This is a genomic window from Massilia sp. CMS3.1, assembly GCF_051262535.1.
Taxonomy (GTDB): domain Bacteria; phylum Pseudomonadota; class Gammaproteobacteria; order Burkholderiales; family Burkholderiaceae_D; genus Telluria.
In genome coordinates this window covers 94,562-115,204 of record NZ_JBIMES010000011.1, presented here as the reverse complement: position 1 = coordinate 115,204, position 20,643 = coordinate 94,562, and the positions used below count along the sequence as shown (strand labels likewise).

Here is a 20,643-nt window from a genome sequence, read left to right as displayed (position 1 = left end):
TTGCTCCGGGCCTCCGATCCTCTCTCGAATCATCACACCCAATGAGCCAATTAAAGATCTACAACACGCTGGCGCGCGAAAAACAGACGTTCGTTCCGATGGAGGCCGGCAAGGTCGGCATGTATGTCTGCGGCATGACCGTCTACGACTACTGTCACGTCGGCCACGCGCGCATGATGATGGCCTTCGACCTCATCTATCGCTGGCTCATGGAATCGGGGTATGAGGTCAAGTACGTGCGCAACATCACGGACATCGACGACAAGATCATCAAGCGGGCGGTCGAAAACGGCGAGACGCTGTCCTCGCTCGTCACGCGCTTCACCGCCTACATGGACGAAGACACGGCCGCGCTCGGCATCCTGCCGGCCAGTTTCGTTCCGCGCGCCACCGAGCACGTGCCCGGCATGCTGTCGATCATCGAACAGCTCGAAGCCAAGGGCCTGGCCTACAAGAGCGATGACGGCGACGTCAACTACGCCGTGCGCAGCTTCCCGAACTACGGCAAGCTGTCGGGCAAGTCGCTCGACGACCTGCGCGCCGGCGAGCGCGTGGATGTCAACACCGGAAAACGCGACCCGCTCGACTTCGTGCTGTGGAAAGCGGCCAAGGAATCGGAACCGGCGGAAGCCAAATGGGATTCGAAATGGGGCCGCGGTCGGCCAGGCTGGCACATCGAGTGCTCGGCGATGGCTTGCTCGTTGCTCGGCGAACGCTTCGACATTCACGGCGGCGGCCAGGATCTGCAATTTCCGCACCACGAAAACGAGATCGCCCAGAGCGAGGGCGCCTTCGGCGGCCCGATGGTCAACTACTGGATCCACAACGGTTTCGTGCGCGTCGACAACGAGAAAATGTCCAAGTCCCTGGGCAACTTCTTCACGATCCGCGACGTGCTGAAGAAATACGATGCCGAAGTGATCCGCTTTTTCATCGCGCGTGCCCACTACCGCAGCCCGCTGAATTACTCCGACGTCCACATCGACGACGCCAAGGGCGCGCTGACGCGCCTGTACACGTCACTCGCCGATGTCGACCTCGGTACGCAAGACGCGGCAGTCGACTGGGATGAAGCGCATGCGCAGCGTTTCCGTGAAGCGATGGACGACGACTTCAATACGCCGCTTGCCGTGGCCGAGCTGTTCGACCTGGCAAGCGAAGTCAATCGTACCAAGTCGGCCGCGACTGCGCGCCAGTTGAAAGCCCTGGCAGGCGTGCTCGGCCTGCTGCAGCGCGCGCCGCAGGATTTCCTGCGCGCGGGAGGCGGGCAGGAGGGGCAGGGCGGCCTGGTCGAGGCCGAGATCAATGAGCTGATCGCCGCCCGTGCCGACGCCAAGAAAGCGCGCAATTTCGCCGAGGCAGATGGCATCCGCGCGCAATTGGTTGCCGACGGGATCATCCTCGAAGACAAACCGGACGGGACGACAAACTGGCGTCGCGCATGATGGCAGCGGAAAAGGACAACGGCGCCGCCAGCGTGCCGGAACTCGAGGTGCCCGCGTACTGGGCCGAGGCGAAAGCCGAGCTGATGAAGCGCGACCGCATCATGAAGCGCCTCATTCCGCAGTTCGGCGACATGCACCTGAAGGGGCACCCGGACGCGTTCACCACGCTGGCGCGCTCGATCGTCGGCCAGCAGGTCACGCCGAAAGCGGCCGACGCCGCCTGGACCAGGCTCAATGGATGCTGCCCGAAGCTCACGCCCGCCCAGATCATCAAGCTCGGCGCCGAGCAGTTGTCAGCCTGCGGTTTATCAAAGCGCAAGACCGAATACATCCTCGACCTGGCCGACCATTTCAAGGCCAAGCGCGTGCATGCCAATCTCTGGTCCGAGATGGACGACGAGGCGGTCATTGCCGAGCTGGTGCAAATCCGCGGCATCAGCCGCTGGACCGCCGAGATGTTCCTGATCTTCAACCTGCTGCGTCCGAACGTGCTGCCGCTTGACGACCCCGGCCTGATCCAGGGCATCAGCCAAAACTATTTCTCGGGCGAACCGGTATCGCGCAGCGATGCGCGCGAGGTGGCCGCGAACTGGGAACCCTGGCGCACCGTCGCCACCTGGTATTTGTGGCGCAGCCTCGACCCCGGCGCGGCATCAGGCCTGGCATCCGCAGCGGCGTCCGGTACGGTAGAATAACGCCACATCGCCGTGTGGCCGCGTCAGTACTTAATGCGCCCCGGCCACAGAACAACCCCGGAGGTACAATGACTAAAACAACTTTCCTCAGTTTCGAGCAGTCTATTGCCGAGCTCGATTCGAAAATCGAAGAACTCCGCTTCGTCCAGGACGATTCCGCCGTCGACATTTCGGAAGAGATCGACCGCCTGGACAAGAAGAGCCAGCAGCTCACCAAAGACATCTACGCCAAGCTGACCCCGTGGCAGGTCTCGCAGATCGCTCGCCACCCGCAGCGTCCGTACACGATGGATTACGTGAACGCGATCTTCACCGACTTCCACGAACTGCGCGGCGACCGCAGCTTTGCCGACGACCAGTCGATCGTCGGCGGCCTGGCGCGTTTCAATGGCCAGGCCTGCATGGTCATCGGCCACCAGAAGGGGCGCGATACCAAAGAACGCGCGATGCGCAACTTCGGCATGCCAAGGCCCGAAGGCTACCGCAAGGCGATGCGCCTGATGAAGGTCGCCGAGAAATTCAACCTGCCGATCTTTACCTTCGTCGACACACCGGGCGCTTTCCCCGGCATCGATGCCGAAGAGCGCGGCCAGTCCGAAGCCATCGGCCACAACCTGTACGTCATGGCCGAACTCAAAGTGCCGCTGATCGCCACCATCATCGGTGAAGGCGGTTCCGGCGGCGCGCTGGCCATTGCCGTGGGCGATGCCGTGCTGATGCTGCAGTACGCGACCTATTCGGTGATCTCGCCGGAAGGCTGCGCCTCGATCCTGTGGAAGACCTCGGAACGCGCGGCCGATGCCGCCGATGCGCTGGGCCTGACCGCGCACCGCCTGAAAGCGATGGGCGTGATCGACAAGATCGTCACCGAGCCCCTGGGCGGCGCCCACCGCGACCCGAAGAACATGGCGCAAATGCTCAAGCGCGCACTGGCCGACACCCTGCGCCAGTTCCAGGGGATGAAGACCCGCGACTTGCTCGAAGCCCGTCACGCGAAACTGATGGCTTACGGTAAGTTCAAGGAAATGACCCCGACCGAAGAGTGAGCCTGACCCAGTGAGTAGTCCTTTAGCCGGGCCAGTCCCGGCCACCTTCACGCGCGCGCTCGACGCGCTGCGCGCACAGTTTTCTCCCACCACAATCGCCATTGCCTGCAGCGGCGGCCTCGATTCGATGGTCCTGCTGCAACTGGCGTCAAACTGGTGCCACGCGCACGGGCACACGCTCCTCGTTTTTCACGTCCACCATGGCCTCAGTACCAACGCCGATGCATGGCAGCGCCATGTCGAAGCCAGTGCGGCCGCGCTCGGCGTACGCGCCGATCATCGGTACGTGCAGATCGACACCGGAGGCTCGGGAACCGAGGCGGCGGCGCGCAAGCTGCGTTATCGCGCACTTGGCGACATGTGTCGCGAGCACCGCGCGACCCTGTTGCTGACCGCCCATCACCTCGACGACCAGGCCGAAACCGTGCTGTTGCAACTGCTGCGCGGGTCGGGTCCGGCCGGGCTGTCCGGCATGGATGCGGCCAATAGTGCGCCCGCGCTGCTGGGCAACCCGGATCTGGTGATGGCGCGCCCGCTGCTTCCCTTGTCGCGTCTTGACCTGGAAAGCTATGCGCGTGATGTCGGGCTGGACTGGGTAGAGGACGAGTCGAACAGCGACACCCGCTATGCCCGCAACGCTTTGCGCCACCGCGTGATGCCCGCATTGGCGCAAGCCTTTCCCGGTTTCCAGCAACGCTTCGCGCGCAGCGCCGCGCACGCGCAGTCGGCGCAGCGCCTGTTGAAGGAATTGGCCGAAGGTGACCTGGCCGCGACTTTGGTCGACGGCGCGATCGAGGTGGCGCGACTGAGAGCAATGAGCCTGGACCGCGTCTACAACCTGCTGCGCCACTGGTTCGCAGGACAGGGGCTGGCGATGCCGTCGACCGCCTGGCTGGCCGAGATGGTGGCCCAACTGTTCGAAGCGCGGATCGATGCCCAGCTGCTCGTGACGCACCCGGCCTGCCATATCCGGCGCCATCGCGACCGGCTGTATATCACGCCGAAGCTGGCTGATTTGGCTGGCATGCGCGACCCGGACGACGAAGGCATCATCGAAAAAAAGGGCGAAACCTTCCGCTGGCAGGGCGAGGCGCAACTGGCCTTTCCTGCTTATGGCGGCGTGCTGCATGTCGAGCCGGCCGACAATGGCGTCGGCTTCGATCCGGCCTGGCTGCGCGAACAAGCGCTGGTCATCGACTTTCGCAAGGGCGGCGAGCGCCTCAAGCTTGCCGCGAACCGTCCGACGCGTCCCCTGAAGGCGCATTACCAGGCAGCCGGCATTCCGGCCTGGGAACGGGCGCGCCTGCCGACTGTCAGCAGCGGGCGCGACCTGCTGTTCGCAGCCGGCCTGGGCATGGACTGCCATCATTTTGCGCCCGACGCGCCGGAGCCCGTTGCCTTGCGCTGGGAAGTGAAACTCGATTAGTTTCTATGCGAAAAGCGTATTACTTTATTTTATTTTCGTATAGCTTTTCGGACTTCCCATCTTGTGACCTTGCACTGCAACATGCTAGAGTAGGTGTTCCCTTTTCACCCTTACCACGCTGGGAAGCATCCTGTTATGGCATTAATTGTCCACAAATACGGTGGTACGTCGATGGGCTCGACGGATCGCATCAAGAACGTCGCGGCCCGCGTCGCCAAGTGGCATGACGCCGGATACCAGATCGTCGTGGTGCCTTCCGCGATGTCGGGCGAAACGAATCGCCTGATCGGTCTCGCCAAGGAACTCATGGCGCAGCCCGATCCGCGCGAACTGGACATGATCGCCTCGACCGGCGAGCAGGTGTCGGTGGGCCTGCTGGCGATGGCGCTGCTGGCCATCGGCAAGGACGCCGTCTCCTACACCGGCTGGCAGGTCGGCATTCGTACCGATTCCTCGTTCACCAAAGCACGCATCCAGTCGATCGACGACACGCGCGTGCGCGCCGACCTCGAGGCGGGTAAGATCGTCATCATCACCGGCTTCCAGGGCGTGGACGAGCAAGGCAATATCTCGACGCTGGGCCGCGGCGGTTCGGACACCTCGGCCGTGGCGATCGCCGCCGCGCTGAAAGCCGACGAATGCCTGATCTACACCGACGTCGACGGCGTCTACACGACCGACCCGCGCGTCGTCGATGAAGCGCGCCGCCTGGAAAAGATTACTTTTGAAGAAATGCTGGAACTGGCATCGCTCGGCTCGAAAGTGCTGCAGACCCGCTCCGTCGAGTTCGCAGGCAATTACCAGGTGCCGACGCGCGTGCTGTCGTCGCTGACCGACCCCCTCATGCCATTGGCCGATGAAGCCAACTCCGGCACCCTGATTTCGTTTGAGGAAGAAACCAACATGGAACAAGCCGTCATCTCCGGTATCGCATTCACCCGTGATGAAGCCAAGATTACCGTCATCGGCGTGCCCGACAAGCCAGGCGTCGCCTACCATATCCTGGGCCCGGTGTCGGACGCGAATATCGAAGTGGACATGATCATCCAGAACCAGTCGGTCGACGGCAAGACCGACTTCACCTTCACTGTCTCACGCAACGATTACCAGCGCGCGGTAGCGGTGCTGGAAGCGCAGCGCGATGAGCTCGGTTACGTGCGCATCGTCGGCGACGCCAAGGTATCGAAGGTGTCGGCGGTCGGCGTGGGCATGCGCAGCCACGTCGGCGTGGCCTCGCAGATGTTCCGCACGCTGGCTGAAGAGGGCATCAACATCATGATGATCTCGACCTCCGAGATCAAGATTTCGGTCTTGATCGACGAGAAGTACATGGAGCTGGCGGTCCGTGCCCTGCATAAAGCTTTTGATCTGGAGAAAGCTTAACTTTTTTCCATATTTTGGCCGCGGCGCCTTGACCAATCCGGCACCGCCCATTAATATGCTTGCTCTCAGCGCTAGCGAATCTTGCTGGAGTTGACTGGAGACGTGGCCGAGTGGCCGAAGGCACATCCCTGCTAAGGATGCATACGGCTTATACCTGTATCGTGGGTTCGAATCCCACCGTCTCCGCCAGATTCAAGAAAAAAGCCACCGCAAGGTGGCTTTTTTTTCGTTGACGCGACAGGCGATCGCCTTCCGCCAGCATGAACGTTGGCCTTGAGGTGGAAGCTTTGCGGGGACCGAAAATACGCGCCTGCAATGCCGATGCCTTGACGCTGCCCGGACACCAGGCCTACGGGCCGACCCGGTTCCTGCCTGTCCCCGGCGGCATGTCGAATTCCTTGCTCTATGCGATACTTTAAGCTTAAAGTATGTTGAGACCGATGAGAATTCGACATGGCCACGCCGTTGGCGCCGGCATGGCTTCCTGGACTGGCCGGAGACAACATGAGCGCAAGCGCGTATCTGGACACTTTTGCGAACGACCACCTGCCGCCACGCGAACAGTGGCCCGAACTGCTGTTCGAACTAGACGAGCTGGCCTATCCCGAACGACTCAACTGCGCCGCCGAGCTGCTCGACGCGATGGTGGCGCGCGGCCATGGCGCATCGAGGGCGATCCGCGGCGCCAGCGTGAACTGGACTTACGCCGAATTGCTCGAGACGGTCGACCGCATCGCCGGTGTGCTGCGCGCCGATCTGGCGCTGGTGCCCGGCAACCGGGTGCTGCTGCGCGGCGCCAATAACCCGATGATGGCGGCCTGTGTGCTGGCGCTCTGGAAGGCCGGCTGCATCGCGGTGCCCACCATGCCGCTGCTGCGTGCCAGGGAGCTCGGCACCATCATCGAGCTGGCGCGGGTGGACGCCGTGCTGTGCGGCGCCGACCTGCGCGCGGAACTCGACCTGGCCTGCCAGGGCATGCGGGCCGCACCGCGCGTGCTCTCCTTTAACGAGGCCGCACCAGGTTCGCTCGAGGATCGGATGGCCTCCAGGCCGCCGCATTTTGATGCCGTCGACACGTCGGCGCAAGACGTCTGCCTGATCAGCTTCACCTCCGGCACCACCGGCCGCCCGAAAGGCACCATGCACTTCCACCGCGACGTGCTGGCGATCTGCGACTGCTTCCCGCGCTCGATCCTGGCCACAAGCGCGGCCGATGTGTTCATCGGCACGCCGCCGCTGGCCTTCACCTTTGGCCTGGGCGGACTGCTGCTGTTCCCGCTGCGTTACGGGGCATCGACCGTGCTGCTCGAAAAGCTCACGCCCGACCTGCTGCTGGCGGCAGTCGCCCAGTACCGCGCCACCGTCTGCTTCACCGCGCCCACCTTCTACCGGCAAATGGCGCCGCTCGCCGCCAAGCACGACCTCACCAGCCTCTCCCGGACCGTCTCCGCCGGCGAAGCACTGCCGCTGGAAACGCGCCAGGCCTGGCAGCGCGCCACAAGCCTGGCGATGATCGACGGGATCGGCGCGACCGAAATGCTGCATATCTTTATTTCGGCCGGTGGCGACGCGATCCGTCCCGGCGCCACCGGCCGCCCGATTCCCGGCTACCAGGCCTGCATCCTGGACGACGACGGCCATCCGGTCGGCCCGGGTGTGACCGGTCGGCTGGCGGTCAAGGGTCCGACCGGCTGCCGCTACCTGGCCGACCCGCGTCAGCTCGACTATGTCTGGAATGGCTGGAACCTGACGGGCGACGCCTATCAGGTGGACGCGGACGGCTATTACTGGTTCCAGGCGCGCCTTGATGACATGATCATCTCGGCCGGCTACAACATCGCCGGACCGGAAGTCGAGGACGCGCTGCTGCAGCACTCCGCGGTGGCCGAATGCGGCGTCGTGGGCGCTCCCGACGAAGAGCGGGGGCAGGTGGTCATGGCCTATGTCGTGCTGCGCGCGGGTGAAGTAGCCGGGCCAGGGATGGCGAAGGCCCTGCAGGACCATGTCAAGGGGGCCATCGCGCCCTACAAATACCCGCGCCGGATCGAATTTCGCACCAGCCTGCCGCGTACCGAAACCGGCAAGCTGCAGCGCTTCAAGCTGCGCCAGGAAGCACGCCAGCAGCAGTAAGGCCATACCCGTCAACCATTGTCCAACCAGGAGCCCATTCCGTGAAACTGCACCGCCTCACCGCCACACTGCTCGCCTTGTGCGCCGCCTTCAACGCCCAGGCTGCCGACAAGGTCAAAATCGGGATGCTGACCACCCTGTCCGGCGCCGGCGCTGGGCTTGGCGTCGACATCCGCGATGGGTTCGAGCTCGGCCTCAAACACCTCGGCAACAAGATGGGCAAGCTGCCGGTCGAGGTGCTCACCAGCGACGACCAGCAGAATCCGGACGTGGCCAAGCAGATGACCGAGCGCCTGCTGAAGAAAGAAAAGGTCGACTTCATGACCGGCGTCGTGTTCTCGAACGTGATGCTCGCTGTCGGACCGAGCGTGTTCGCCGCGAAGACGCACTACATCAGCGCCAATGCCGGGCCGTCGCAGTACGCCGGCGCGCAGTGCAGTCCCTTCTTCTTCAACGTCGCCTGGCAGAACGACAATCTCGACGAGGCGGTCGGCAAGATGGTGACCGAGCAGGGCTTCAAGAACGTCGTGCTGCTGGCCCCGAACTACCCGGGCGGCAAGGACAACCTGAACGGCTTCAAGCGCACCTACAAGGGCAAGGTCGCCGACGAGATCTACACCAAGATGGGCCAGCTCGACTACGGCGCCGAAATGGCGCAGATCCGCGCGTCCAAGCCGGACGCCGTCTTCATCTTTCTGCCGGGCGGCATGGGGATCAATTTCATCAAACAGTTCGCCGACGCGGGCCTGTCGAAGTCGATCCAGCTGTTCGGCCCGGGCTTCTCGGCGGACGAGGACATCATCAAGGCGGTCGGCGCGCCGATGATCGGCATGCGCAACGCGTCCCAATGGGGCCACGACATGGACAACCCGCAGAACAAGCGCTTTGTCGCCGATTTCCTGAAAACGTACGGACGCATGCCGTCGCTGTATGCATCCCAGGGCTACGATGCCGCGATGCTGATCGATTCGGCGGTACGCGGCGTGGGCGGAAAGCTCGAGGACAAGGCAGCCGTGACCAAAGCGCTGAAGGCGGCCAACTTCAAGTCCGTGCGCGGCGACTTCAAGTTCAACAGCAACCATTATCCGGTGCAGGACTACTATGCCCGCGTGATCGAGAAGAACAAGGAAGGCCGCGTCACCAACCGCACGCTGGAGAAGGTGCTGAGCGACCACGGCGACGTCTACGCGCAAGCCTGCAAGATGTAAAAGTAGCGCCTGCCCCCGGCGCGCCGCAGGGGGCGATAAAAACTGTGCTACACCCCTACATAGCGCTGCCAGACAGCGGGCTGCGCGCGCAGCTGCTCGCTGCTGCCGGTCCAGACCACCTTGCCCCGCTCGACGACCGTATGGCGATCGGCCAGGGACAGCAGGCGCTCCACGTACTTGTCGATCACGAGCACGGTTTGTCCCTGTGCGCGCAGGTGCGCGAGGCACTGCCAGATCTCCTCGCGGATCAGCGGCGACAGGCCTTCGGTGGCCTCGTCGAGGATCAGCAGATGCGGATTGGTCATCAGCGCGCGCCCGATGGCCAGCATCTGCTGCTCGCCGCCCGACAACTGGTTGCCCATGTTCTCGGCGCGCTCCTTCAGGCGCGGGAACAGGGCGTAGACGCGCGCCAGGGTCCACGGCTCGTCTGATTTGTTGCGGTTGGCGGCAAAAGCGACCAGGTTTTCGCGCACCGTCAGGTTGGGGAAGATCCGGCGCCCCTCCGGTACGATCGCGATGCCGAGGCGCGCGATCCGGTCGGTCGGCATGGTGTCGATGCGTCGGTCGCAAAAATGTACCGCGCCGCGCCGCACGGGCGTCAGGCCCAGGATCGAGCGCAAGGTGGTGGTCTTGCCGACGCCGTTACGCCCTAACAGGGTGGCAGTCTCGCCGCGCCCGATTTCCATGGACAGGCCGAAGATGACCTGGCTGCTGCCGTAAGCGGTATCGATGTCGTCGACGCGCAGGATGGGATTCATGCGATGGCCTCGTCGCCCAGGTAGGCTTTCTTTACTTCGCTGTTGTTGCGGATCTCGTCAGGGCTGCCGCTGGCGACCACGCGCCCGGCGACGAGCACCGAAATGCGGTCGGCCAGGCGAAACACCGCGTCCATGTCGTGCTCGATCAGCACCACGCCGATCTCGCCCCCCAGATCCCTGATCAAAGGGATCAGGCGTGCCGATTCGTCCGGGCCCATCCCGGCCATCGGCTCGTCCAGCAGCAGCAGCCTGGGGCAGGTGGCCAGCGCCAGGCCGACTTCGAGCTGGCGCTGTTCGCCGTGCGCCAGGTTGCCGGCCAGCGCATCGACGCGCGGCCCGAGCCCAACCTGCTGCGCGACCGCGCGTGCCTCGTCGAAAAGAAGGCTGTCGCCAATCGCGGCGCGCCAGAAGCGCATGCTGCTGCCGCGCCGGGCCTGCACCGCCAGCGCGATGTTGTCGAGCACCGTACAGGCCTCGAAGATGGTCGTGATCTGGTACGAGCGCGCCAGGCCCAGGCGCACCCGCTCGTGCATCGGCCGCGCCGTGATGTCCCGGCCTTCGAACAGGACCGCGCCTTCGTCGGGTCGGATCGCGCCCGAGATCTGGTGGATCAGCGTGGTCTTGCCGGCGCCATTCGGTCCGATGATCGCGTGGATCTCGCCGCGCTGTACGGTCAGATTCAAGCGATCGGTGGCAACCAGGCCGCCGTAGCGCTTGACCAGATTGCGCAGCTCGAGCAGGGGAGGGGTCGGCTGCGTGTTCACGCCGGGCGCCCGCGCTGTTCCATACGCTTGAACAGGCTGGCCAGGCCGTTGGGCAGCAGCAGCACCACGCCGAGCAGGATCGCGCCCAGGTAGAGTTGCCAGTGAATGGTGTAGGCCGACAGTATTTCTTCCAGCAGCAGCATGACGAAGGCGCCGAGGATGCCGCCGTAGAAGTAGCCGGTGCCGCCCAGGATCACCATCACCATCAGCGTGCCCGACTGGGTCCAGTGCAGCAGGCTGGGGCTGACCAGCATGTTCTGGTTGGCCAGCAGCGCGCCGGCCAGGCTGGCCATGGCGCCGGCAATGACGAAGCAGGTCAACTTGTAGCGCAGCACCGGGTGGCCGATCGCCTCCATGCGCACCTCGTTTTCGCGCACCGCCTGGAGTACCCGGCCGAAGTGCGAGTTGATCAGGCGCCAGGACAGCAGCAGGCAGGCGCCGACCACGCCCAGCACCACGTAGTAGAAGCCGGTGTCGGACGCCAGGTCGATGATGCCGGTGGACGAGCGTGCCGCCATCGACAGGCCGTCCTCGCCGCCGTATTCCTTGAGGCCGATAAAAATGAAGTACACCATCTGCGCAAACGCCAGCGTGATCATGATGAAGTACACACCCCTGGTGCGCAAGGACACGAAGCCGATCGCCAGCGCCAGCAGGGCGCCGGTCAGTATTGCGGCCGGCCAGCTGATCCATGCCGAGGTGACGCCGTGGTGCATCAGCACGCCGACCGTGTAGGCGCCGCCGCCCAGGAAAGCCGCGTGGCCCAGGCTGACCATGCCGCCGAAACCCAGGATCAGGTTCAGGCTGGTGGCCGCGAGCGCGAAAATCAGGAGGCGGCTGGCGACGCCGATATAGAACTCCTGCTCGAGATGGCCGGCCGCCAGCGGGAACAAGAGCGCCAGCGCGACCAGGAAGGCGGTCCAGCCGCGCGAGAGGGGATGGTGCAGGGTGCTGAGCATGGATGGAATTCCTTAACCGCGCGCCGGGAACAGGCCCTGGGGTTTGAAAAACAGGACGGCGGCCATCAGGACGTAGATCAGAATGGATGCCAGGGCGGGACCGATGCTGGCCGCGAAGTCGGTCGGCATGACGAACTTCAGCACGGGAGGCAGCAGGCTGCGGCTGAGGGTGTCGACGATCCCGACCAGCAGGGCGCCGACCAGCGCGCCGCGGATCGAGCCGATGCCGCCGATGACGATCACGACGAAGGCAAGGATCAGGATGCTTTCGCCCATGCCCACCTGGACCGCGAGGATCGAGCCGAGCAGGGTGCCGGCGACGGCGCACAGGGCCGCGCCGACGGCGAACAGCAGGGTGAACACGCGCTTGATATCGACCCCCATCGTGAGCGCCATCTCGCGGTTCGAGGCGCCGGCGCGCACCAGCATGCCGAGACGGGTCTTGACCACGATCAGGTACATCAGGAGCGCCACCGCAAGGCCGGCGCCGATGATGAACAGGCGGAACGACGAGTAGAAGAAGCCCGGCAGCAGTTCGACCGGTTCCGAGAAGATCGGCGGCGTGTTCAGGGTCAGGGGCTGGGCGCCCCAGATCATGCGCACGCCCTCGTTGAAGATCAGGATCAGCGCAAACGTGGCGAGCACCTGGGACATGTGGTCGCGCCCGTACAGGCGCCGCAGGATGGCCATCTCCAGCAGCGCCCCGAGCGCCGCGGTGGCGGCGACCGCCAGCAGCATGCCGAGCCAGAACGATCCGGTCAGGCTGACGAAGGTGGCGGCGAAGTAGGCGCCTGCCATATACAAGGACCCGTGCGCGAGATTGATGAAGTCCATGATGCCGAATACCAGGGTCAACCCGGCCGCCAGCAGGAACAGCATCAGGCCGAACTGCAGGCCATTGAGCACGTTTTCAAGCACGAAAGTCAGGTCCAAGCGTGTCTCCTGAATTACTTGACATCTAAAATGTTTAGGGATTTAATATACTACATGAAGTTCATGCGCTTGCACCTCCCGGCGGTGAATTTTCTTGCACGGGAATCCAGGCCGACGCCCCTGTACGCACCACGCCAGAACACGGAGCAATCATGAAGATAGTTTGCATTGGAGGCGGCCCGGCCGGCCTGTACTTCGGCCTCCTGATGAAGAAGCAGGACCCCGCGCACGAGATCACGGTCATCGAGCGCAACCGGCCGTACGACACCTTCGGCTGGGGCGTGGTGTTCTCCGACCAGACCCTGGGCAACCTGGTGGCGGCCGACGAAGACACTGCGCGCACCATCTTGCAATCGTTCAACCACTGGGACGATATCGACGTCCACTTCAAGGGCCGAACGGTGACGTCAAGCGGGCACGGGTTCTGCGGCATCGGCCGCAAGCGGCTGCTCAACATCCTGCAGGCGCGCTGCGAGGAACTTGGGGTGCAGCTCGTGTTCGAAGCCGACGTCACCGACGACCAGGCCACGGCAAGTAAATACGGCGCCGACCTGGTGATCGCCTGCGATGGCCTGAACAGCCGCGTGCGGACCCGCTACGCCGGCACCTACCAGCCCGACATCGACAAGCGCCACTGCCGCTTCGTCTGGCTCGGCACCAAAAAGAAGTTCGACGCCTTCACCTTCGCTTTTGAAGAGACCGAGCATGGCTGGTTCCAGGCCCACTGCTACCAGTACGACGGCGACACGTCGACCTTCATCGTGGAGACGCCGGAAGAAGTCTGGCGCCGTGCCGGCCTGGACGACATGAGCCAGGAAGAGGGCGTCGCCTTCTGCGAGAAGCTGTTCGCCAGCTACCTGGACGGCCACTCCCTGATGAGCAATGCTTCGCACTTGCGCGGTTCCAGCATGTGGATCACCTTCCCGCGCATCGTCTGCGAGCAGTGGGTGCACTGGAACAGCATCGACGGCCGCCGCGTGCCGACCGTGCTGATGGGCGACGCCGCCCATACCGCCCACTTCTCGATCGGTTCCGGCACCAAGCTGGCGCTGGAAGATGCGATCGAGCTGACGCGCAGTTTCCAGCGCCATGGCGCGGCCGGCATCGACGGGGTACTCCAGGCCTACCAGGAAGTGCGCGCGATCGAGGTGCTGAAGATCCAGAGCGCGGCGCGCAATTCGATGGAGTGGTTCGAGAACGTCGAGCGCTATACCGCGATGGAAGCCGAGCAGTTCGCCTATTCGATGCTGACCCGCAGCCAGCGCCTGTCGCACGAGAACCTGCGGGTGCGCGACGCCGGGTATGTCGCCCGCTTCGAAGACTGGATCGCCAGCCGCGCGTTCGCCCAGGCCGGCTTGCCGGCGCCACCCCCGTCAAGCAAGGTGCGCGCCAGCATGCCGCCGATGCTCACGCCGTTCCGCCTGCGCGGCACGGTCCTGAAGAACCGCATCGTGGTCTCGCCGATGGCGCAGTATTCAAGCGAGGACGGTGTGGCGGGCGACTTCCACCTGGTGCACCTGGGCAGCCGCGCGCTCGGTGGCGCCGGCCTGGTGTTCGCCGAAATGACCTGCGTCTCTGCCGACGCCCGCATCACGCCCGGCTGTCCCGGCATGTACGCCCTTGAACACACGGCGGCCTGGAAGCGCATCGTCGATTTCGTCCACGCCAGCAGCGACGCAAAAATTGCGATGCAGCTCGGCCACGCCGGTGCCAAGGGATCGACCCGGCGCGCCTGGGACGGCACCGACCTGCCGCTCGACGAGGGCAACTGGCCGCTGGTGTCGGCCTCGCCCCAGCAGTACCTGGAAGGGGTGTCGCAAATGGCGCGCGAAGCCACACGCGAGGACCTGGAGCGCATCAAGCGCGACTTCGTGCGCGCCACCGTCGATGCGGCGAAGGCCGGCTTCGACTGGCTCGAGCTGCACTGCGCTCACGGCTACTTCCTGTCGAGCTTCATCTCGCCCCTGACCAATCAGCGCGGCGACGACTACGGCGGCAGCCTGGAGAATCGCTGCCGTTACCCGCTCGACGTGTTCGCCGCGATGCGCGCAGTCTGGCCGCAGGACAAACCGATCAGCGTGCGCCTGTCGGCCCACGACTGGGTCCCTGGCGGATTGACCCCGGATGACGCGGTCCAGGTCGCGCGCCTGTTCAAGGAAGCCGGCGCCGACATGATCGACGTCTCCTCCGGCCAGGTCAGCAAGAAGGAAAAGCCGGTGTATGGCCGGATGTACCAGACCCCGTTTGCAGATCGCATCCGCAACGAGGTCGGCATCCCGACCATCGCGGTCGGCGCGATCTTCGAGGCCGACCATGCCAACAGCATCATTGCATCCGGGCGCGCCGACCTGTGCGCAATCGCGCGGCCGCACCTGGCCGATCCGGCCTGGACCCTGCACGAAACCGCGAAGCTCGGTTACACCGGGTTGCCGTGGCCGAAGCAGTATCACGCCGGCAAACTGCAGCTCGAGCGCAACCTGCAGCGCGAACGACAGATGGCGGCCGCCAGCAGCGGCCTGACCCCGCAGCAGGTTGCGGCCAAGCTGCTCGAGGGCTGACATGGCACGCAAGAACGCCATCCGTGCGCAAGCCGCCGACGAAGTCCATCCAGTGCTGGACGTCGAGAGCCGGCTGACCGAGGACAATCACCAGTCGCTCAAACTGTGGCTGCGCATGCTTTCGTGCACCACCATGATCGAAGCGGAGATCCGCAGCCGCCTGCGCCTCGAGTTCGGCATCACGCTGCCGCGCTTCGACCTGATGGCGCAGCTCGAGCGCCATCCGGAAGGATTGCGCATGGGTGAGCTGTCGAAGCGCCTGATGGTCACCGGCGGCAGCGTCACCGGCATCACCGACCAGCTCGAGCAGGAAGGCCTGGTGGTGCGCGACGCGGTGCCGGACGATCGCCGCGCCTACAGCGTCAGCTTGACCCCGTCCGGGCGGCGCGCGTTCAATCGCATGGCATCGAGGCACGAAGGCTGGATCACGGAACTGATGAAAGGCCTGGACGCACAGGAAAGAGACACGCTGTTCACATTGCTGTCGACATTGAAGCGCGGCCTCGCCGCCGCTGCCCAACCGGACCATTAGGAGAATCCATGCGCCACCTCCCAGGCGAACCGCAGCAGTTGGCGGGCAACCGCGCCGACTTGGCCGGTTACCAGCCGCAGCACTTCCTGTTCAGCGTCGAACAGGGTGTGGCCACGCTCACGCTGAACCGTCCCGAGCGCAAGAACCCGCTCACCTTCGACGCGTATGCCGAACTGCGCGACCTGTTCCGGGCGCTCGGCGTTGCCGCCGACGTCAAGGCGATTGTCATCACCGGCGCCGGCGAGAACTTCTGCTCCGGCGGCGACGTGCACGACATCATCGGCCCGCTCACGAAACTCGACATGCCGGGCCTCCTGACCTTCACCCGCATGACGGGCGACCTGGTCAAAGCCATGCGCGCCTGTCCGCAACCGATCATCGCGGCGATCGACGGCGTCTGCGCCGGCGCCGGCGCGATCCTCGCGCTGTCCTCCGACATTCGCTATGGCACCGCGCGCAGCAAGACCGCCTTCCTGTTTACCCGGGTCGGCCTGGCAGGCTGCGACATGGGTGCCTGCGCGCTGCTGCCGCGCGTGATCGGCCAGGGCCGCGCGGCCGAGCTGCTCTATACCGGACGCAGCCTGGGCGGCGAGGAAGCGGAGCGCTGGGGTTTCTTCAACCGCGTGTGCACCCCCGAGACGGTGCTGACGGATGCCCAGGTCTTCGCCGCGGCGCTCGTTGCGGGACCGACCTTCGCGCATGGCATGACCAAGAAAATGCTGCAGCAGGAGTGGAACATGGGCGTCGACGAAGCGATTGAGGCCGAAGCCCAGGCCCAGGCGATCTGCATGGCCACGAATGACTTCCATCGCGCCTATCACGCGTTCGTGGCGAAGGAAAAACCGCAATTCGAAGGGAACTGAAGGTCATGGCCGATATCGACTACCTGAACTGGCCGTTCTTCGACGGCCGCCACCGCGAACTGGCGCAGGGCCTCGACGCCTGGGCCGCGCAGAACATCCCGCAGCAGCACGGGCATGACGTGGACGCGGCCTGCCGCTCCCTTGTCAGGCAGCTCGGCGACGCGGGTTGGCTGGAGCATGCCATCGGCGGTACCGCGTACGGCGGCGCGTTCGATGCCATCGACACGCGCGCCGTCTGCCTGATCCGCGAAACCCTGGCGCGCCATTCGGGCCTGGCCGACTTCGCGTTCGCGATGCAGGGCCTCGGCAGCGGCGCCATCACGCTGTTCGGCAGCGACGAAAACAAGGAGCAATACCTGACCCGGGTCGGGCGCGGCGACGCGATTGCCGCATTCGCACTGTCCGAGCCCGATGCCGGTTCCGACGTGGCGGCGATGTCGTGCGCGGCCACGCTGGAGGGCGACCACTACCTGCTCAATGGCGAGAAGACCTGGATTTCGAACGGCGGCATCGCCGACCTGTACGTGGTGTTCGCGCGTACCGGCGAAGCGCCGGGGGCGCGCGGCATCTCGGCCTTCATCGTCGACGCCGATGTGCCGGGCTTCGAGATCGCCGAGCGGATCGACGTGATCGCGCCACACCCGCTGGCGCGCCTGCGCTTTACCGATTGCCGGGTTCCGGTGTCGAAGCGCCTGGGCGAAGCGGGGCAGGGCTTCAAGGTCGCGATGGCGACCCTCGACATCTTCCGCACCTCGGTGGCTGCCGCCGCGCTGGGCTTTGCCCGCCGCGCCCTGGACGAGGCCCTGGCGCGCGCCACCACGCGCAAGATGTTTGGCAAGACGCTGGCGGACTTCCAGCTGACCCAGGCCAAGCTGGCGGATATGGCGACCGGCATCGACGCCGCCGCCTTGCTCACCTACCGTGCGGCCTGGCAGCGCGACAGCGGCCGACGGGTCACCAAGGAAGCGGCGATGGCCAAGCTGACCGCCACCGAAACGGCCCAGCAGGTCATTGATGCGGCCGTGCAGATGTTCGGCGGTCTGGGGGTTGTCAGCGAACAGCCGGTCGAGCGCCTGTACCGCGAAATCCGCTCGCTGCGCATCTACGAAGGCGCAACCGAAGTGCAGCAGTTGATCATCGCGCGCGAACTGCTGGCCGAAGCCGCGGTGCCGCGTGGCTGACCCGTCCACCGTCGCCGCACTCATCAACGAAAGGCACACCCCCATGGAATTCCTGCAACCAAAGGACTGGCCGAGGCCGCGCGGCTACGCCAACGGCATCGCCGCAATGGGCCGGATGGTGTTCGTGAGCGGCATGGTCGGCTGGGACGCCGACGGCGTCTTCCAGACCGACGATTTCGCCGGGCAGGTACGCCAGGCCTTGGCGAACATCGTCGCGGTGCTGGCCGAAGGCGGCGCCAAACCGGAGCACATCGTGCGTATGACCTGGTATGTGCTCGACAAAAAAGAATACGTCGCCGCCTACCCGGAAATCGGCGTGGCCTACCGCGAACTGATCGGCCGCCACTTCCCGACCATGAGCACGGTGCAGGTGGCCGGCCTGATCGAGGACCGTGCCAGGGTCGAGATCGAAGTCACCGCGGTCGTGCCCTAATAGATCCGACCTTCCTGGTCAAGCGCCCGAAGTCCCGAGCTAGCAGTCGCATGGGACCCCAGGAGGGAGTCCCAGCGTTTCGACCGTCGCGACTGTCGTTGCACGCGAGAGCGCGAACGAAAAAGGAACAAGCGACACCAGTGCTCGGTAAGGAACTGGTTCGCATGCCGCGCTGACGCCATTCGGCAAACAGATACGAGCCCTGACAAGCCTGATGCAGTTTTCAGCGTTTGGATTGGTTGCGCAGTTCACCCGATTTTCTTGCGGGGTGGCCGGTAGGGCCGTAATCGATAGCGGTACACTCGAGTTCAAAGGAATGTGGAGATAGTCGATCTTAACGTGTTGATCAGAAACCGGATCGGCGAAGACGAGAAGACCTGGCGTAGTGCGAAGAACTGCCCTTTGGCGCAGGTTCGCCATTGCCGTCGCGTCACTGAAGTCCGTATTAACGGCAAGCGCTGCTGCCCGGCGTGTTACTTCTTGCAGGGTATTGACGATGTACATCGCGCGTGCCAGTTCAACGATGCCGAAAAACAGCATCAAGAATATCAGTATGACAATGGCGAACTCGACCGCGGCGACCCCTTGTTGCTTCACGGTGGATCGATAATGCCGGAGATATCGATTAAGTTTCTGCATAGTGAATCACGACTTCTGCACTTGCGTGCAGCGTGTCCCCTCCAATGTAATGAGCCACGAATTTATAGCAGATGTCATGATTCATCATCACATCATATAAATACGGCAGGGCTTCATGGATACAACACGACTTGCGTCCCCAGTGATTGTTCGGGAACGAGTCCTGCGAATTCACCGTAGAGCGTGCTGTCCGTCGCGGACACCGTCATAAAGAACTTGCCGATACCGCGTACGGTCGCTTTACTGCCAGAAACCGGGCAAGCGAGCAGGGGCAAATTCAAGACCCGCCGGTTAGTCATGCTTTTGTTGCCGGTTGGCGGCGCCCTATAAAAGCTTGTCCCGCTCCGATAAGAGTAAGGCGTAGGCGTTGCTGCGGCGGATGGATAGGGAGTCGTGGCAGAGGTCCTTGGTGCACCCGGGTTATACAAAGTGTTCCATGCCGAGATATCGAACGTACTATACCCCACGGCCGGTTCGGCCTTCCCTGCTTCGTATGAATCGTACTTGACAGCCTTTGCGTAGGACCATAGCGGCCCGAATTGAACACCGGTGGTGCCATCGGGAGCAGTGTCTGGTCCGGCAACAGTCCATCGCCTGTCTGTTGTCTGCAATAGTGCCGCTGATTGCCCTGCCGGCGTCGCGCTCATCCAGGGACTGCCGCCATTGTATGTGTACTCCTTTATATTCACGTCTGCGGGTGCCGACCGCGCATTGCAAGGAGATGTCGGGGCGCTGTAAGAGCCGAAGCGCGAATTCAAATGGTAATAAAGGCTCGAAAGCGGGAATGAGGGAGATACAGTAACGCCTGCGCCCGTCAGCCGAGTCATCGCCATCGTCCCGGTGCAAACGAAGGGAGCGAGCGTCGCTGTATCGGTAATCGTTCTGCTGCTCTGATAGGGATTCACAGCATAGGTTTGGCCTGCGGAGGATCCGGGTCGATTCAGGTCAACCAGGTTGTAACCCACGCCACGTCGAAAACCGTACTCTTCCAATTCGCCGTTGTGGTTACGATATTCTTCATCACGCATGGCGCAGATCGCCAACGGCGTCACTTTGATAGCGGACCGACCTGCGACGGCTCGAGCGCTGGCATATGTCACAGACGAATTCGTAAAAACATGGACGAATGACGTCCTTACCCTGCCATATCTTTCGTCCAGACCGTCTGTTTCCACTTTGACATACAGCAATCCGTCGGGCTGGGTTTTTGCTTCTTGAGAAGTTTTCCAGGGACCCCCTGGATCAGCTCCGAACTCTATTGCAGTATCCGACCAGTTTAATGTCCCGTTGCCGTAACCGTAAGAAAGTGCGCCGGGCGTTACGGTCAAGCGATCAGACGCTTTCTCCAACGCATTAGTAATCCCCTGAGCAGTTCCGTCCAGTTCGTGCGCAGCCGCCAGTGCAACTGTGTCGGCTACGTTCTGCATCTCCATTTGGCGATTGTAGACCTGGGGCAGATCGAGACATAGACCAAAAAAAGCGATCATTACAATCAGCGCTCCCAGGAATGTAATGGCGATGGCACCGGTTTCCTTACTGGAGAAGCTTTGCGCACGATGGGTAACTCGCCGGCCATGTAATAAATTGTGGATTACCCGCATATGTGTCTCCGATCCCCATCCCTCGTTTTACTGCACTTGATCCATGGACACCGTGAAGTTGACAGCCACAATCAATGTCTCTAAGGCCA

Annotated in this window: 18 protein-coding genes and 1 tRNA gene; 13 read left to right on the top strand and 6 right to left on the bottom strand. The window is 63.6% G+C overall.

All coding sequences use genetic code 11. The features are described 5' to 3' along the window. Positions 1-41: 41 nt before the first annotated feature. From cysS to ACHAC9_RS17935, 8 genes are all read left to right on the top strand, one after another. Entirely contained in the window at positions 42-1,445 is a 1,404-nt protein-coding gene (gene cysS, locus ACHAC9_RS17970; protein ID WP_435761866.1) for a cysteine--tRNA ligase, read from the top strand. Further along, entirely contained in the window at positions 1,445-2,140 is a 696-nt protein-coding gene (locus ACHAC9_RS17965; RefSeq protein ID WP_435761943.1) for a DNA-3-methyladenine glycosylase family protein, read from the top strand. The genes cysS and ACHAC9_RS17965 overlap by 1 nt, the downstream gene beginning before the upstream one ends. A gap of 68 nt (positions 2,141-2,208) precedes the next feature. Next, positions 2,209-3,186 (top strand): acetyl-CoA carboxylase carboxyltransferase subunit alpha, encoded by a 978-nt coding sequence (locus tag ACHAC9_RS17960; protein WP_435761864.1) that lies wholly within the window; start codon positions 2,209-2,211, stop codon positions 3,184-3,186. 10 nt (positions 3,187-3,196) lie between these two features. After that, positions 3,197-4,612, top strand: coding sequence for a tRNA lysidine(34) synthetase TilS (gene tilS / locus ACHAC9_RS17955; protein ID WP_435761862.1), 1,416 nt, complete (start codon positions 3,197-3,199; stop codon positions 4,610-4,612). Between the two features lie 135 nt (positions 4,613-4,747). Then, complete coding sequence (locus ACHAC9_RS17950) at positions 4,748-5,995, top strand: aspartate kinase (protein WP_435761860.1); 1,248 nt, start codon at positions 4,748-4,750, stop codon at positions 5,993-5,995. Between the two features lie 96 nt (positions 5,996-6,091). Beyond that, positions 6,092-6,184, top strand: a tRNA-Ser gene (locus ACHAC9_RS17945). 315 nt (positions 6,185-6,499) lie between these two features. Next, on the top strand, positions 6,500-8,125 hold the full coding sequence (locus tag ACHAC9_RS17940; protein ID WP_435761858.1) for an AMP-binding protein: 1,626 nt from the start codon (positions 6,500-6,502) through the stop codon (positions 8,123-8,125). A gap of 41 nt (positions 8,126-8,166) precedes the next feature. Beyond that, positions 8,167-9,333: an ABC transporter substrate-binding protein gene (locus ACHAC9_RS17935; RefSeq protein ID WP_435761855.1), complete on the top strand. Its 1,167-nt coding sequence runs from the start codon at positions 8,167-8,169 to the stop codon at positions 9,331-9,333. A 47-nt stretch (positions 9,334-9,380) separates the two neighbouring features. On the opposite strand, the gene ACHAC9_RS17930 is transcribed toward ACHAC9_RS17935, so the two are convergent. From ACHAC9_RS17930 to ACHAC9_RS17915, 4 genes are read right to left on the bottom strand one after another with little or no spacing between them, the layout of a single operon-like run. Beyond that, positions 9,381-10,091 carry an ABC transporter ATP-binding protein gene (locus ACHAC9_RS17930; protein ID WP_435761853.1) on the bottom strand — a complete coding sequence of 237 codons (711 nt, stop codon included), beginning with the start codon at positions 10,089-10,091 and terminating at the stop codon, positions 9,381-9,383. Next, positions 10,088-10,855 carry an ABC transporter ATP-binding protein gene (locus tag ACHAC9_RS17925; RefSeq protein ID WP_435761851.1) on the bottom strand — a complete coding sequence of 256 codons (768 nt, stop codon included), beginning with the start codon at positions 10,853-10,855 and terminating at the stop codon, positions 10,088-10,090. The genes ACHAC9_RS17930 and ACHAC9_RS17925 overlap by 4 nt, the downstream gene beginning before the upstream one ends. Beyond that, positions 10,852-11,814 (bottom strand): branched-chain amino acid ABC transporter permease, encoded by a 963-nt coding sequence (locus ACHAC9_RS17920; protein ID WP_435761849.1) that lies wholly within the window; start codon positions 11,812-11,814, stop codon positions 10,852-10,854. Before ACHAC9_RS17920 ends, ACHAC9_RS17925 begins: the two co-directional genes overlap by 4 nt. Positions 11,815-11,826: 12 nt before the next feature. Then, positions 11,827-12,747, bottom strand: a complete 921-nt coding sequence (locus ACHAC9_RS17915) for a branched-chain amino acid ABC transporter permease (RefSeq protein WP_435761846.1) — start codon at positions 12,745-12,747, stop codon at positions 11,827-11,829. 152 nt (positions 12,748-12,899) lie between these two features. Between ACHAC9_RS17915 and ACHAC9_RS17910 the strand changes: the two genes are divergently transcribed. Genes ACHAC9_RS17910 through ACHAC9_RS17890 form a run of 5 tightly spaced genes read left to right on the top strand, consistent with a single transcriptional unit; the run spans position 12,900 to position 18,314 of the window. Further along, a complete protein-coding gene (locus ACHAC9_RS17910) occupies positions 12,900-15,305 on the top strand; it encodes a bifunctional salicylyl-CoA 5-hydroxylase/oxidoreductase (RefSeq protein WP_435761844.1) in 2,406 nt (801 codons plus the stop codon). A 1-nt stretch (position 15,306) separates the two neighbouring features. Continuing rightward, on the top strand, positions 15,307-15,837 hold the full coding sequence (locus tag ACHAC9_RS17905) for a MarR family winged helix-turn-helix transcriptional regulator (protein WP_435761842.1): 531 nt from the start codon (positions 15,307-15,309) through the stop codon (positions 15,835-15,837). 8 nt (positions 15,838-15,845) lie between these two features. After that, complete coding sequence (locus ACHAC9_RS17900) at positions 15,846-16,700, top strand: enoyl-CoA hydratase family protein (protein ID WP_435761840.1); 855 nt, start codon at positions 15,846-15,848, stop codon at positions 16,698-16,700. A gap of 5 nt (positions 16,701-16,705) precedes the next feature. Beyond that, on the top strand, positions 16,706-17,881 hold the full coding sequence (locus ACHAC9_RS17895; protein ID WP_435761838.1) for an acyl-CoA dehydrogenase family protein: 1,176 nt from the start codon (positions 16,706-16,708) through the stop codon (positions 17,879-17,881). A 43-nt stretch (positions 17,882-17,924) separates the two neighbouring features. Further along, positions 17,925-18,314: a RidA family protein gene (locus tag ACHAC9_RS17890; RefSeq protein ID WP_435761835.1), complete on the top strand. Its 390-nt coding sequence runs from the start codon at positions 17,925-17,927 to the stop codon at positions 18,312-18,314. Positions 18,315-18,353: 39 nt separating this feature from the next. Here ACHAC9_RS17890 and ACHAC9_RS17885 read toward each other — a convergent pair whose 3' ends face one another. Both ACHAC9_RS17885 and ACHAC9_RS17880 read right to left on the bottom strand, forming a co-directional pair. Next, positions 18,354-18,953 carry a TadE/TadG family type IV pilus assembly protein gene (locus ACHAC9_RS17885; RefSeq protein ID WP_435761833.1) on the bottom strand — a complete coding sequence of 200 codons (600 nt, stop codon included), beginning with the start codon at positions 18,951-18,953 and terminating at the stop codon, positions 18,354-18,356. Positions 18,954-19,066: 113 nt separating this feature from the next. Continuing rightward, positions 19,067-20,554, bottom strand: a complete 1,488-nt coding sequence (locus tag ACHAC9_RS17880; protein ID WP_435761831.1) for a pilus assembly protein TadG-related protein — start codon at positions 20,552-20,554, stop codon at positions 19,067-19,069. Positions 20,555-20,643 lie beyond the last annotated feature (89 nt).